General features: G+C 73.3%; 10 protein-coding genes. 3 read left to right on the forward strand and 7 right to left on the reverse strand.

The genetic code is table 11. The annotated features are described in order from the left end of the window. Window positions 1-173: 173 nt before the first annotated feature. The 7 genes from proB to WME97_RS44650 all read right to left on the reverse strand — a co-directional run bounded on the left by proB (window position 174) and on the right by WME97_RS44650 (window position 10189). Window positions 174-1337, reverse strand: a complete 1164-nt coding sequence (gene proB / locus WME97_RS44620) for a glutamate 5-kinase (protein ID WP_437547147.1) — start codon at window positions 1335-1337, stop codon at window positions 174-176. Next, the gene (locus tag WME97_RS44625) at window positions 1330-1983 is read right to left on the reverse strand and encodes a hypothetical protein (protein WP_437547149.1); all 654 of its coding nucleotides are present in this window, start codon (window positions 1981-1983) and stop codon (window positions 1330-1332) included. Before WME97_RS44625 ends, proB begins: the two co-directional genes overlap by 8 nt. 30 nt (window positions 1984-2013) lie before the next feature. Continuing rightward, the gene (locus tag WME97_RS44630; protein WP_437547151.1) at window positions 2014-3012 is read right to left on the reverse strand and encodes an ABC transporter ATP-binding protein; all 999 of its coding nucleotides are present in this window, start codon (window positions 3010-3012) and stop codon (window positions 2014-2016) included. 4 nt (window positions 3013-3016) lie between these two features. Next, on the reverse strand, window positions 3017-5707 hold the full coding sequence (gene sppA, locus WME97_RS44635) for a signal peptide peptidase SppA (RefSeq protein ID WP_437547153.1): 2691 nt from the start codon (window positions 5705-5707) through the stop codon (window positions 3017-3019). Next, window positions 5704-6201 (reverse strand): DUF2505 domain-containing protein, encoded by a 498-nt coding sequence (locus tag WME97_RS44640; RefSeq protein WP_272095963.1) that lies wholly within the window; start codon window positions 6199-6201, stop codon window positions 5704-5706. Before WME97_RS44640 ends, sppA begins: the two co-directional genes overlap by 4 nt. 308 nt (window positions 6202-6509) lie before the next feature. Continuing rightward, window positions 6510-8897: a tetratricopeptide repeat protein gene (locus WME97_RS44645; RefSeq protein ID WP_437547155.1), complete on the reverse strand. Its 2388-nt coding sequence runs from the start codon at window positions 8895-8897 to the stop codon at window positions 6510-6512. Continuing rightward, window positions 8834-10189, reverse strand: a complete 1356-nt coding sequence (locus WME97_RS44650; protein WP_437547157.1) for a hypothetical protein — start codon at window positions 10187-10189, stop codon at window positions 8834-8836. The genes WME97_RS44645 and WME97_RS44650 overlap by 64 nt, the downstream gene beginning before the upstream one ends. 421 nt (window positions 10190-10610) lie before the next feature. Between WME97_RS44650 and WME97_RS44655 the strand changes: the two genes are divergently transcribed. The 3 genes from WME97_RS44655 (at window position 10611) to WME97_RS44665 (ending at window position 14816) form a co-directional block, all read left to right on the forward strand. Beyond that, the gene (locus WME97_RS44655; protein ID WP_437547159.1) at window positions 10611-13292 is read left to right on the forward strand and encodes a Kelch repeat-containing protein; all 2682 of its coding nucleotides are present in this window, start codon (window positions 10611-10613) and stop codon (window positions 13290-13292) included. A 266-nt stretch (window positions 13293-13558) separates the two neighbouring features. Then, complete coding sequence (locus tag WME97_RS44660; RefSeq protein ID WP_437547161.1) at window positions 13559-13831, forward strand: hypothetical protein; 273 nt, start codon at window positions 13559-13561, stop codon at window positions 13829-13831. A 262-nt stretch (window positions 13832-14093) separates the two neighbouring features. After that, entirely contained in the window at window positions 14094-14816 is a 723-nt protein-coding gene (locus WME97_RS44665; protein ID WP_437547163.1) for an MBL fold metallo-hydrolase, read from the forward strand. Window positions 14817-14866 lie beyond the last annotated feature (50 nt).

The raw sequence follows: 14866 nt of genomic DNA on the forward strand, positions 1-14866 counted from the left end.
TGACGGGCAGTCGCGTGCGGTCAACATGCGGTAAACCCAAGCGACAGCGGGGCGGCGCGAAGGTTCCCGCGAAGCGCGAGCGGCGCGCAATCAGGGGTTGGCCCGATGGTTGGCCCGATGGCTGGCCATGGCCCGGGTGGTCGGCGCACCCACAGGGCGGCCGGGGCCGCGGGCTACTCGCTCGGGAGCACCACCAGGTCGTCGCGGTGGACGACGACGTCGTCATCGCCGGCCTCCTCGCGCTTCTTCCGCGCGGTGCGCGCGGCGTCGCTCGCGGACATCCGCGCGAGCCCGCGCGCGATCTCGGCGCCGTCCGGGTCGACGACGGCCACGGCGTCGCCGGGGAGGAAGGTGCCGCGCACGCCGAGGACACCGACGGCGAGGATGCTCCGGTTCTTCGAGCCGATCGCCTCGGCGGCGCCCCGGTCGACGAGGATCGCGCCGCGCGGGCGCAGCGTGTACGCGATCCAGTGCTTGCGCGCGCTGAGCCGCTGCGGGACGGCGGCGAAGAGGGTGCCGACGTCCTCGCCCGAGACGATGCGCGTGATGATGCCCGCCTCGCGGGCCGCGCCGATGACCACGTGCGAGCCCGCGAGCGTCGCGCGCCGGGCGGCCTCGACCTTGCTGGCCATGCCGCCGGTGCCGACGCCGGAGGTCGACGCGCCCGCGAGGTGCCGCGCCTCGCGGGCGACGCTGCGCACGAACGGCACCCGGCGCCCGTCGGCGTCGAGCAGGCCCTCGACGTCCGAGAGCAGGATGAGGAGATCGGCCTCGCAGAGCGGGGTCACCATCGCCGCGAGCTGGTCGTTGTCGCCGAACTTGATCTCCTCGACGGCGACGGCGTCGTTCTCGTTGATGATCGGGATGGCGCCCGCCTCGAGCAGCGCGGCCAGCGCGTTCCGTGCGTTGTTGGTGCGGGTGCGGTCCGCGAGGTCGGCGTGCGTGAGGAGCACCTGCGCGACGAGCAGGCCGACCTTGCCGAAGGCCTCCTCGTAGCGCTGCATCAGCACGCTCTGGCCGGCGGCGGCGGCGGCCTGGAGCCACGCCATGTCCTTCGGGCGCGACTTCAGCCCGAGCTTCGCCACGCCGAGCGCGATGGCGCCGCTCGACACGATGACGAGGCTCCGGCCGGAGCGGCCTCGGAGCGCGGCCACCTCGGCGGCGAGCCGGTCCCAGGCGTCGCCGGAGAGGCTCTTCGAGCCGATCTTGACGATGATGCGGCGGCAGCGCCGGAGCGCGGCGCGCGCGGCCTGCGGATCGAGCTCCGGCGCGGCGTCGGCCGCGGCGCGGCCCGCGGCGCCGCCCTTCGTGGCGGTGCGGTCCTCGGTGTCAGTCATGGGGGATGCCGGCGGCGGCGATCTCGTCGAACGCCGCGTCGAGGCGGCGCTCGATGTACTCCGGGACGGAGGCGCCCGCGAGCAGGAAGGCGTCGATCCAGCGCGTGAACTCGTCGCGCAGGTCCTCTGTGCCGTTCGGCAGGACGGTGAAGCTCGCCTGGAGGGAGGGGGACAGCGCGCGGCGCACGGCGCGATCGACGGCGTCGCGGACCCAGCGCGCCTCCTCGGCGTGGACGCGCACGGCGGTGCTCCGGCGGAAGCGCGTGATGTAGCGGTCGAGGAGGTGGCCGAGGGCGTAGACCTCCAGGCCGCGCGCGGCCGCCGCGAGGGCCAGGGCCGGGTTGAGCCGCCGGAGGACCTCCTTCGTGACGAGCTGCGCGGCCTTGCGGAGCGTGGTCTGCTCCGAGCCGGGCTCGACGAGGAGCGCGCGCGCGTCGGTGGTGAGGCTGAGGCCGTGGCGGGCGACGGTGTCCTGCACGATGGCCCCGCGGATGCGCAGCAGCATCCGCGCGGGGAGCACCGGGACCGGGATCCACGAGGCGCCCACCGCGAAGGCGGTGAGCACGGCGAGTCGACCTCCGGGAGGCGGGCCGCCCGGGGTGACCTGAGCGGCGGTCGGCTTGTTCGCGGCGGGTTCGGATGACATCGCGCCCACGGTACTACGGCGGGCGGCAGGTCAGAAGAGGGGGGTGAGCTCGACGATCGCGGCGCGGCAGCGCGTCGCGGCGAGGACGACGTCGCGGGTGGTCGCGCCCTCGGGCAGCGCGGCGGCAAAGCGCACCGGCCCGCCCCGCAGCGCGATCCCCCGGGCGGCGAGCTCCTCGCGGAGGAGCTCCGCGTTGGTGCGGACGGTGAGGGCGTAGAGGCGGCTCCCGGCGGCGATCTCCGCGAACGTGCCCGAGAAGGCGAGCTCGCCGCCCGCGAGCACGAGGACGTCGGTGGCGCCGCGGACCAGGGCGCCCCGCGGGCCCTCGACGTCGAGCCGCGCGGCCGTGAGCAGCGCGCCGCGGCCCTCGGTGGCGCCCGCGAGCGCGGCCAGGACGAAGGCGGCCCCGGCGCCGTCGAGGCCGACGAGCGGATCCTCGGCGATCAGCACGTCGGGCGCGGTCACGATGGCCTGGGCGAGGACGAGCGCGCGGCGCTCGGGCAGCGCGAGCGCGCTCAGCGCCCGCTTCCGCGAGGCCGCGAGGCCGACCCGGGCCAGGGCGGGGGCCACCATCTCGGCCGCCGCGCGCGGCGAGGCCCCCGCGAGGCGCGCGCCCCAGCCGACGTAGGCGTCCGCGGTCCACGCGAGCGGCAGCGGCGGATCGAGCGGCGCCGCCCCGCTCGCCGCGCGGTGCGCGGAGCGCGCCACGTCGCGGCCCGCGACCTCGAGGCGCCCGGCCACGACGCGCGCCTCCCCGGGCGCCCCGCCGCGCGCGTCATCCGCCGCGCCGGCCTGCGCCGGCCTGCGGAGGGACGAGAACGGGACGCCCGTGAGCGCCGCGAAGAGCGCGCCCGCGTCGCCGGCGCAGAGCACGCGCTCGCCGCGCGTCGCCGCGGTGAGCGCGTCGATGGCGACGACGTCGTCCACGGCGATGCGCGCCGCGCGGGCCTGGAGCAGCGGCGGCGCGGCGGGCCCGGCCTGCTCCGCGGGCTCGGCGGTCCTGGGCGGCGCGGGCTCGAGCTCCTCCATGGGCTCAGCGCTCCTTCGACGCAGGCGACGCGAGCGGCGCGGATCCTCCGGGCTCGTCCTCGCGGGCCGTCGTCGGGACGCCGAACGAGATCTCGCCGGCGAACTCGCTGCGCGCGAGCGGCCTGTCCGCGCCGAACACGAAGAACGGCGAGAGGGCGCGCGCGGCGTCGAGCATCACGGGCGGGATGGTCGCTTTCGCCAGCTCGCCCTGGGCCTGCGCGGAGAAGCCGACCAGGCTGAGCGCGTAGCCGAGGAGCGACGTGTCCTCCTCGGGGAGCGACTGGATGGGCGCGTCGTCGGGCAGCTGGCCCAGCCGGCGCGCCTCATCGATCGCCTGCCGGAGCCCGCCGAGGCGATCGATGAGCCGGCGATCGAGGGCCTGGGCGCCGGTCCACACCTGCCCGCGCCCGAGCGCGTCGACCTCCTCGGCCTTCATGTGGCGGTTCTCGACGATGCGGGCGACGAACCGATCGTAGAACTGCTTCACCTTGACGCCGAGCTGCTCGCGCTCGTCGTCGGTGTACGGCCTGTAGAGCGACTCGGCGTCGGCGCGGGGCGACGAGCGGAACGTCTCGATGCTCACGCCGAGCTTCTGCAGGAGCCCCGTGACGTCGGCCTTCCCGTAGAAGACGCCGATGGATCCGGTGATCGAGGAGCGGCTCGCGAAGATCGGGGCGCCGGCGACGGACGCATAATAGCCGCCGCTCGCGGCCGACGAGCCCATCGAGACGATGAGCGGCTTCACGCGTGCGGTGAGGATCGCCTCGCGCAGGATGACGTCCGCCGCGAGCGTCGAGCCGCCGCCTGTCTCGACCCGGAGCACGACGGCGCGGACGCTGCGGTCTTCCCGCGCGCGCCGCAGCGCGCCCGCGACGGTGTACGAGCCGGCGAGCTTGACGCCGACGAACGGGATCGAGCGGCTCTCGCCGTCGATCATGTCGCCGTCGAGGTAGACGAGCGCGACCTTGGGCGAGCGGCCCCAGCGCTCGGGCGCCTCGTCGCCCGGGTCGTCGTCGACGACGCGGGAGGCGCGCCCCATCACCTCGTCAACGACGCGGCCGAGCTCGTCGTCGTAGGCGAGCTGGTCGACGAGGCCGCTCTGCCGCGCCTCCTGGGCGAGGAACGGCCCGCGCGCGATCCGCCGCTTGAGCTCCTCGACGGGGATGCGGCGCCCGGCGCTCACCTCGGCGAGGAAGGCGCCGCTCAGCTGATCGAGCAGCGCCTGGTGGTCGTCCTTGCCGACCTGGGTGCTGCTCTCGCGCGCGAACTGCTCGGCGGCGAGCTTGTGAGAGCCGATGCGGACGATGTCGGCCTGCACGCCGAGCTTCTTCAGGAGGCCGCCGAAGTAGAAGTAGCTCGACGACATGCCGGCGAAGCGCAGCCCGCCCGCGGGGTTCATGGCGATGGCGTCGGCGCTCGAGCACACGTGGAGCGAGCGCCCGCCGGCGTCCTCGAGGTGGCAGAGGACCTTCTTGCCGTGGCTCCTCAGGTTGCGGATCGCGTCGGAGACCTCCTCGGCGTGGGCGAGCGAGCTGGCGGGCTCCGCGCGGAGCACGAGCGCGACGCCGGAGACCTCCGGGTCCTCGGCGAGGCGCCAGAGCTGCTGGAGGAGCCGCGTGTGCCTGCGGACGCCCGGGGTCGAGTCGAGGCGCACGCGGACGACGCGCGCGGGCAGCCGGACGCCCGGCTCGGAGAAGCTGCGGAGCGCGACGCCGGCGTAGAAGCCGGTGCCGCTCTTCGTGATGGCGTTGCCGAAGACGCCGCCGGCGGAGACCTGCAGCTCGTCGACGTTGACGTCGAGGCCGGCCATGGCGGCGATCTTCGGGCCGCCGTCGGCCGTGAGGTCGCGCAGCGCCACGTCGCCCCGGAGCGTGCCCACGTAGGGCACGCGCAGGCCGAGGGTCGCCCGGGGCGTCCAGGTGCCGCTCTCGTCGGGGTCGCTGTTCTCGACGTAGGAGGTCTCGAGCCCGATCTCGAGCGCGCGCCTGCCGCCCGCGGGCCGCACGGCGACGCCGAAGTCGTAGCTGCGCTCGATGGCCTCGCGGAGGCGGTTCTCGGGGCGGTTCCAGTCGCGCGCGACGGCCGAGAGCGAGAGCCAGGTGGAGGGCCGGAGGGTGACGCCGCTCGTGAGCGAGAAGTACCCGTCGAGCGCGGGCGCGTCGGAGCTGCCCCAGCCGAGCGTCGTGCCGAAGGCGAAGGTGGGGCCTGTGTCGAGGGCGAGCCCCCAGCGGACCCAGCGCGACGGGCTGTCGAACGGCGCCGGCGCGGCGTCGGGCGGGTCGATGAAGTCGAACCGCAGGCCGGTCGACACGTACCAGAGCGGCACGCCGAGCGCGATCGAGTGGCCACGCGCGGGCAGCGGCGAGGCGGAGCCCGTGTGGACCCAGGTCCACCGGAGCTCGGTGCCTGGGAGGAAGGAGAGGTTCGCGGGGTTCACCGCGATGGCCGAGGTGTCGTCGCTGCTGGCGACGGGCTTGCCGGGATCGGGGAGCGGCTGCGAGGGGCCGTCGCCCGGCGCGGCGTGCGCGGCGGTCGCGCCGGCGAGCGCGCAGAGGCCCGCGCACAGGCCGAGCAGCGCGGCGGCGACGCCGGCGGGGCGAGCGATGCTGGCGGGGTGCGTGATGCTGGCGAGCCGCCCCAGCCGGGCAAGGCGCGGGGAGCGGGCGGGGCTTTGGGGGCGGGGTAGGTTGTTCATGCGCGGATGAGCTCCCTGAGCGTATCTGCTTCCGCGTCGTACGTCCGCTGGACCTCGGCGAGGGCAAGGCGCTCGACGAGCGGGCCGAGCAGGTTCAGCCGGATCTGGATGTCGCCATCGACCCGGCGGCGGGTGCGGCCCTGAGGCAGGCGCTCGAGCCGGTACGTCCCCGCCGAGCGGAAGTAGCTGCGCCACTGCTCCTTCGGGCTGACCTGCCATGTGGAGGCGTGGTCCGAGAGGCGGTACGTCGAGCGCTCCTCCCAGGACATGGCGTCCTTCGCCACGGGGTAGCTCCGGAAGATCGGCAGCGGCGCGCTCGCCTGGAAGCGCAGGACGCGGAGCAGCTCGCCGTCGCGGAGCGCGTGCTCGACCGTCACGACGCTCTCGAGGGAGGCGACCCGCGTGGCAAGCCGAGGCCCGAGGTCCGGCGAGAGCACGGCGAGCTCCACGGCGTCGAGGGGCGCGTCGAGCTCGTGCGAGATAGTGAAGTGCACGCGGCCCTTCTATCACGCGGCGGAGGCCGGCCGCGGGCAGGTCGGAACGGGCCGGATGAGGGCACGACGGTGTAGGGCGCCCGGCGCGATGGCGGCTGCGAGCCGCCCGGCGAGAGGATCGGGCGCGGGAGCGAGAGGATCGGGCGCGGGAGCGAGAGGATCGGGCGCGGGAGCGAGAGGATCGGGCGCGGGAGCGAGAGGATCGGGCGCGGGAGCCGGCCACGAGTTTCGCATCCAGCGCCTTGGCCTCGTCGCGGAGCCTCCGCTGCGCGGACCTGAGCTTCAGACGGCGCCCGCGTGCGGACGGACTATCGGCTCGGACGCGAGCGGGCCTGCGTATGCGGCAGCGTGCCCGCCGCGATCGCTTCGAGCTCACGAAGGAGCGCCGGGGCGAGCTCGCGGTCCGCTGTGCTCACCACGTGCAGGGCGCGGCGGGCTGTATCGCGGGCGTGGGCGAACCCCTGGGCAGCCTGCGCACGGGCGAGCTGCGCCAGCTCTGCTGCGAGGGCCGCTACATCACCCCTCTGCTCAGCCAGGCGTATGGCGCGGCGAAGCAGCGGCTCCGCCTCGTGCGGTTTCCCGAGCTCAATCCGCGTCCCACCGAGCTCCGAGAGCGTCGAGAGGAGCGCCGGGTGCGCGCGACCGAGGGCACGTTCCTCGACGCGAAGCACCTGACGGAGCAGTTCCTCGGCTGCTACGAGGTCGCCTCGGAGCCGACGGATGCGCGCCATCTCGTAGAGAGATGCAGCGTACTGCGCCCCGTACACGGCGCCGTGCCGCCGCAGCTCTGCCAAGGTCTTGTCGAGCAGCGCCTCGGCTTCGACGAACCGGCCCTGCGCCTGGATGCTGCGCGCGAGCTCGTGGCGCATCGGTGCTGCCAGCTTTGTCTCCGGCACCTCCGAGAGCGCCCTGCGGAGCTCCTGCTCGGCCTCTTGGAAGCGGCCCAGCTCCAAGAGCGCGCGGCCGTGCTCGTGACGAAGGAAAAGGGTCGGACGACCCAGGCGCTGAAGGCGCTCGATCGCGCTGCGCAGGAGTCGCTCCGCGTCACGGAAGCGTCGCTGCTCGAGCCATACTTGAGCAAGGCTCTGCTCGAGCACAGCCATGCTCGGGTGGTCGTGATCGGGAAACTGCTGGAGCACCGATTCCAGGAGCTCAGAGGCGCCGTGCGTGTCGCCGCGCGCCAGCAGGAGCCCTGCGGTCGACCGAGCCACCAATAGTTCGATCGGTACATCGACGGAAGCGCGCCGTAGCCGCCCTGTCCACTCATCGAGCAGCTGTTGCGCGTCCTTCAGGCGTCCCGCTTCGATAAAGGCCCGCACTGCGGCGTCGTAGAGTTCATCCAGCTCCCGGAGCGGACACCCGAGCCGCCGCCCCAATTTCAGGGAATCAAGCAGTACCCGTATCGCTCCGCCGGTGTGCCCTTCGGATGACAACATGAGCCCCTCTGCCCGCAACAGCTCGAAGCGCGTGTCCTCATCGGTGCCGCCTTTCACAGCGCGTCGAGCTCGCTCGAACAGTGTGCGGGCCTCACCGAGATCGCTCAGGTGGACGCGCACACGGGCCAGCGCCGCCAAAGCCCTCGCGCTGCCGGCCGTCGCCTCCACCCAGCCAGCGGCCCAGTGAACCGCCACGTCCGGCTCGCCTTTCTGGATCGCAAGCTCGATGCGCCCCGACCAGTCGGGCAGATGGAAGCGCTTGCTCGGCTCAGCGCCCTTCTCCTCGCCCTCAAGCTCCTCTGCAGCCGCGCTCTCTCGCCCGTGCCGCTGCGCGAGGCGCGCGAGCGCATCGCCCGGATCGCCTCCCGGGAGCGCGATCGACGAGAGATCCGCCTCCGACACCCCCGCGCGCGCCAGGCTCGCAGCGTCGTCGATCGCCCCCGGTGCCAGCTCGAGCAGCGCCGCCAGCCACACGCATCGCTGGATCCCGGCTGCGCGCAGGCGTGCCGCGCTGTCTTCGAGGGTGAGCGCGCGCGCATCCACGCGCGGCAGCGCTGAAGGGCGATTCGCCGGCTCAATCAGCATGAGCCGCCCTCGGCGCCCGGCCTCCGCCGCAGCCCAGCGCGAGCGCCGCAGCCGGCCGGACGTCTCGATATCCTCCACGGCGACCCACGTCCTCGGCTTCGGCCTGATCGCCTCGACCAGCGCGCCATACGGCTGCGCGGCCGAGACCCGCTCGACCTTCCGGCCTGGCAGCGCCCGTGCGAAGGTCTCCTCGAGATCGCCGCCGAGCCACCCGATGGCCGGCGCCCGCCTGCACGCCGCGCGCTGCAGGGCCCGCACGGCGAAGGCAGGCGGTCCTTCGGGACAGTCGATGCGATGCGAGATCCAGTCGTAGAAGTCGACCGCACATCGCGAAAGATGGAGCGTCGTCTCTTCGTCGCTGAACAGCACGAGGCGCAGCCCCCGCTCCTGCACCACCGGCCGCTCCTGGTTGAGCCATCCCGCGTCGGCCCTGCGCGCGCAGAGGACGACGGTGCTCCCCGCCGACAGCGACGCGAGCGCCGGTGCCTCGGTCAGCACCTCGGCGTCCGGATGCTCGCGCACCAGGTGGCGCATGAGCTCGCCCAGCCGCTCGGGGCGCGCCCGATCCATGAGCACGATCACGCCGCGTCCCGCGAGGCGCAGGATCAGGCTCAGCCGATCGAGCCAGGCGCCCGCAGGAGGTGCAGCGTGAGCAGCGGATGCGGGTAGTACCATTCGGACTCGTTGGGATACGGGAGCAGGTGCCCCCAATCGAGGAGCTGTCGCGCGCGAGCGTCTTCAGGAAGCTGCCGCTGGGGATCCGCCATCACCGCGCGCAGCACGCCGAGGTGCCCGACGTCGAGCCCGCGCTCGCGGTCGCGGCGCGCTTCGTCCACGGCGTCCTCCACGATCGCAGGCGTCGCCGTGGTGACGTCCGCCGTCCAGGCGCGCTCGGCCACTCCACGTACGAGCTTGATGAAGTCCCGTGCACGACCGCCGGATACGTACGCGAGGCGCTCCAGCGAGTCCTCGCCGAGCGCGCCGGGCGCGGGCAGATCCCGTGTCCTCCGGCGATACATCTCCGCGAAGAAGGGGACTCCTGGGCCCGGGCGCTCTGGATGGGCCTTGTCCAGCACGGGCTCATTCGCGAGCACGACCGTATCGAAGCGCGGGATCGCCGCGCCTACAGGCGCGCTCCGCAGCGCGAAGGGAGCACAGATGACGGTCGGACAGGCGATCTGGCTGAGCAGCTCCGAGCGCAGGAAGAGGGTGAGCGCGCGCTCCTCGTCGCGGATGCGATCGAGGCCATCGATGAGCAGCAAGACGCGCCGGTGGTGCTGCTGCATGTGGCCGACGAGGACGTTGACCGCTCCAAGCAGCGTCTGCATGGCCTCGTCCTGGTCGGGCAGCGTACGTCCGCTGCGCCCGACAGGCACCATGCGACGAATGCCCTCTGCGATCGCCTTCGTCGCACCGATCCCCGCCGCCACGCCGGCCGCCGCGCCTGCGGACAACCCGAGCGCCGGCACGAGCACCGAGCTGGCGGTGACCATGCCCGAAGCCACCTTTCCCATGTCGATCTCGGTGGTCTTCGGCGTATCGGTGGCCTCTGCGACGTTCTCCCATGCCTGCTTGAGATCTTCGACGTGCTGCTGCGGCACAGGGTAGGGCAATGTCTCTCGCGCCGCGCCGAGCACCGAGAGCCCCACGAGGAAGACGACCTCCCAGGACGCGACGCGCTGAATCGCCTCGCCGTCGCCCATCCACGCGAAGTGCCGGTGCAGATCGAGCAGCAGGACGAACTCCTTGGTCTCCCGCGCCTCCCTCAGGCGAAGCAGCTCTGTCGACTTGCCGGTACCGACCGTACCCGCCAGGAGGATGCGCGGGTCGGCGAATGGTAGATCGAGACGCCGCACGATGCGGTCGACCGGCGTATGCGGCCGCGGAGCGCGCCAGGCGGGGTCCTTCACGGGCTCGACAGGGTCGAAGCGGCGGTAGATCTCCTCCCAGACGTCTCGCCTTACCACGGCGCGACACTAGCACAGACCACGGCGCGCCTGGCAGGCTGGACGGTACCCCTGCAATCCGAACCGCCGCGATGCACAGGAGCGTCGAGGTGCCGTGCCCGTCCGGCGGGCGTGATCGAGGTTGGCCCGGTCGAAACCTCGCCGGTGCCCGGCGTGAATGCCGGCCGAGCGGGCGCATCGAAGCAGCCGTATGCATCGCTTCGATGATCCCACGCCCGCCGTGCGACCGTCTGCATCTCCCACCGGCGGCCCGTCACCTGGCGGTGCGCGGCGCTCGCTCCGCTCCCGCGAGCCCGCGGCGCACGCGCTGCGGCGGCCCTGCGCCGCGCCGGCTCGCCGCCGCGGCGCGGGGCTCTCGACCGCGCTCCGGCTCTGCCTCATGGCGTTCGCCGCCGTGTTTTCCGCCGGTTGCGCGACCGGCATGCAGGACGAACTCGACCCCGCCGAGGCCGAGCTGCGCGCCCTCTTCCCGGACCATGCCGCGCTGGTGCTCGCCGCCGACGGCGCCCTGGCGCGCGGCGAGCACGGCTATTCCGCGGCGACGGCGCGCGGCGAGGCCGCGCCGGGCAGCGGCTCATCGGCGCGAGGGCTCGTCGTCCACCTGCCCGAGCACGGGAGCGATGAGATCCGGATCGAGCTGCCGGACGGCTTTCACGTGCGCGTCCGCGAGCGCAGGGCGCTCGGCGCCGGGCGGCTCGTGGGCACTCAGGAGATCGCCGGCGGAGATGCCGTCGCCTATGCGCACGAGGGTGGGTATTCCTTCTGGACGGCGGCGCACGGGGGATACGAAGAGTGGCTCCTCCTCCGTCCGGGCACCTTCCGGCCGGATGCGCCGGTCGCCGCGTGGTCCGTTCAGGGCGCGACGCTGCGGCGGCGCGGCGCGGCGATCGAGCTCGCCGACGAGGCCGGCGTCGCGCGCCTCGCCGTGACGGCGCCGTCGGCCTTCGCGCGCGGGGGCCGGAGGGTCTCGACGCGCCTCGACGCCGCGGGCTCGACGCTCTCGCTCTGGGTCGACGCCCCGCCGGAGGAGGCCGTGCTCGTGGACCCGCTGTGGGTGGCGACCGGGAGGATGACCACGCCGCGCGCCGAGCACACCGCGACCTTGCTGGACGACGGCAGGGTCCTCATCGCGGGGGGGTTCCTGGGCCTGGACGAGGGGATCATTTGCGATCCGAAGTACTCGACGATGCCGCTTGGCAGCGCGGAGATCTACGATCCCGCGACGGGCGCGTTCCTGGCGGCCGCGCCGATGGCTGCTGTGCGCGGCGCTCACACCGCGACACGCCTCGCGGACGGGAGGGTGCTTGTCATCGGCGGAGAGGCCGGGGGTCCGGGCGTCGAGATCTACGCTCCCGCGCTCGATGCATGGCTTCCGGCCTCGCCGCCGTCGATGTCGAGGGTGAGCCACACGGCCACGCTGCTCGACGACGGGCGGGTCCTCCTCGCCGGCGGACGGGCCGGGTCCACGGCGACGGAGAGCACCGAGATCTACGACCCGGCGACCGACACGTGGGCCCCAGGACCCCCCATGCAGGGTGTCCGCGCCGGTCACCAGGCCACCCGGCTGCTCGATGGACGCGTGCTCGTCACGGGCGGCACGTCCGGGCCGGCCGCGGGTGCCGTCGAGATCTTCGACCCGGTGACCGCGACCTGGTCGGCTGCGGCGCCGCTCGACCCCATGCGCTGGCTGACGGCGACGCTGCTCCTCGACGGACGCGTGCTCGTCACGGGCCTCGCCGGCGCCGCCGAGGTCTACGATCCTGCTGCGGATGCGTGGACCGCGGCGCCGGGCAAGTGGGGCGACACGCCCGCGACGGGCTCGTGGGATGACTGGACCTACGTGGCCGGGCTCGGCGTGCTCGGTGAGGCGGCCGCGCGGCTCTCCGACGGCCAGGTCATGATCAGCGGAGGCATCGAGGCGATCTACTACGCGTACCCCTGGGGAGGGACCATATGCAGTTCGATCTATCTGGAGCACGCCCACGACACCTACGATCGAGTCCAGCTCTACGACCCGGGCACCAACGCGTGGTCGCCGGGCGGCAACATCCCGGCTGCGCGAGGCTATCACTCCGCCACGTCGCTCGATGACGGCGGAGTCCTCGTTGCGGGTGGGTACACGTGGTTCTGGTCGACGCGCGAGGGCCTCAACACAGACAGCGCCGTCGTGTATGCCAGTGACCCCTTGATGAATGGCGCGCCCTGCTCGACCGCCACGCAATGCGCGAGCGGGATCTGCGTGGACGGCGTGTGCTGTGCGTCGGCGTGCAGCGATGGTGTGTGCAGCGCCTGCTCCATCGCGGCGGGGGGCACGGTGGACGGGGTGTGCACGCCTGCCCACGGCGTCCCGTGTGACGACGGCGACGCGTGCACGCTCGACGATTCCTGCGACGCCGGGGCGTGCGCCGGATCTCCATCGAGCAGCGCGGAGTGCGGCGCTGGAGAGGGGGGCGCCGGCGGTGGCGAGGGAAGCGCTAGCGCCGGCAATGGCGGCGCTAACGCTGGTGCAGGAGGCGCTGGCGAGGGCGGCGCCGGCGAGGGAGGCGCTGGCGACGGCAATGGCGGCGCTGGTGCTGGAGCAGGAGTCTCTGGCGGTGGAGGTGGTGGCGCTGGAGCAGGAGGCGCTGGCGACGGCGGTGGCGAGGGCGGCGCTGGCGACGGCAATGGCGGCGCTGGCGACGGCAATGGCGGCGCTGGTGCTGGAGCAGGAGTCTCTGGCGGTGGAGGTGGTGGCGCTGGAGCAGGAGGCGCTGGCAACGGCGGCGCCGGCGCAGGCGAGGGAGGCGCCGGCGCTGGAGACACGGGCAATGGCGGCCCCGGCGCAGGAGGCGCTGGCGCCGGCAATGGTGGCGCCAACGCTGGTGCAGGAGGCGCTGATGCTGGCGAGGGGGGCGCCGGAACCGGCAACGGCGGAGCTGTCACGAGCGCGGGGAGCGCCGGCGCGAGCGACGTGAGTCCCGCCACGCCCCCGCCCTCCAGCAGCGGCTGCAGCGCGGCCGGCTCGGGCTCCAACTGGCAGCCTGCCGCCGCCGGGCTCGCGCTGCTCCTCAGCGCGCGCCGCCGGCGGGCCCGCCGAGCGCCACCCCCTCGCGACGCCGCATAGAAGCTCTCCACGAGCAGCATAGAAGCTCTCCACGAGCAGCTCGCTCCGCTCGTGCGCCCGGCGTGATCGCCCGCCGGGCGCTTTGGCTCAGAACAACTCGATGTCATCGAGGTTCACGCCATCCTTGAATGTAGTGCACGCTGATCGCAGGAGGCGCTTCATGAAGACCAACTCGGGACGCACTGGTTTCCCTGCGGGTTCCCTCGTCGCGCTCGCGATGATTGCGGGCTGTGGCAAAGTCACGGTCGAACTACCGGGCTCTGTGGATGTCGAGCCACCGGGCTCTGTGGATGTCGAGCCACCGGGCGAGCACGGGGCTCTTGCACCTCGGCGGGACGACGCGGGGAACGGACGGAGGAACGCAGCGGACATGGCTGCTCTCCGTCGACACCGGCGGGGAGCTGCGCTGGGAGTACGAAGGTGATGTCGGCACGCCGAGCCGGATCAATGGAATCACATCGCTCCCCGGCGGTGGGTTCGTGGCAGCTGGATTCCACGATTTCGTCTATGCGGTGGTCCGCCCGAAGACGTGTGCGTGAGCGGCGGCCGGGTCGACACATCGACAGATTGTCGAGAGAGCGCACCATCGGCGGAGCGTCCAACCTGGGACAGGGGCGCTCGCGGCGCGCATCGATCCGCGCCGCGAGGGGGCGCGGCGACCCGGCCCCGGTGCCTCGAATTGTTTCGCTTTTCTTTCCCCCTCCCGACAGTCAGGCTTTCCTGCGCTTGCAGCCGGCTCGCGGCGGCGCGATCGGTGGCAGGTGCGGAACGGCGCCTGGCGCGGCGTGAGAGGAGGAGCAGATGGCGGATTCGTCGATGGAGGCTCGGGTCACCGAGGTGGCTGATGGCATTTACCAGCTCCACACCCCGGTGGGGACTGGCAAGGCTGGGTTCTCGTTCAACCAGTACCTCCTTGTCGACGACGCGCCGCTGCTCTTCCACACCGGCTCGCGCCGCCTCTTCCCGGCGGTGCGCGCGGCGATAGCGCGGGTGATGCCGGTCGAGCGGCTGCGCTACGTGGCGTTCTCCCACTGCGAGTCGGACGAGTGCGGCGCCATGAACGAACTACTCGATGCCGCGCCCCAGGCGGTGCCGGTGTGCGGGCGGATCGCCGCGATGGTCGACGCGGACATGTTCGACCGCGCGCCACGGGCGCTCCAGGAGGGCGAGGTCCTCGAGCTGGGCGAGCGCCGGGTGCGCTGGCTCGACGCGCCCCACCTGCCGCACGGCTGGGAGTGCGGCTACCTGTTCGAAGAGTCCACCGCCACGCTGCTCTGCGGCGATCTCTTCACGCAGCCCGGCGCCGACCACCCCGCGCTCACGCGTGACGACATCCTCGCGCCGAGCGAGGCCATGCGCCGGTCGATGGATTACTATGCACACGGCCGCGATGCGCCCCAGCTCCTCGAGAAGCTCGCCGCCACGTCCCCTCGCATGGTCGCCTGCATGCATGGCCGGGCGTACGAGGGGGACGGGGCCGCGCTGCTGCGCGAGCTCGCTCGCGCGCTCGCCCTCACGGCGTGAGCGGCGCTCGCGGGCGCGCGCCGATGCTCCCATGCGGCCTTCCGCTGAGC

Origin of the sequence: Sorangium sp. So ce367 (assembly GCF_051520455.1) — a bacterium.
GTDB classification, from domain to species: Bacteria; Myxococcota_A; Polyangia; order Polyangiales; family Polyangiaceae; genus Sorangium; species Sorangium cellulosum_B.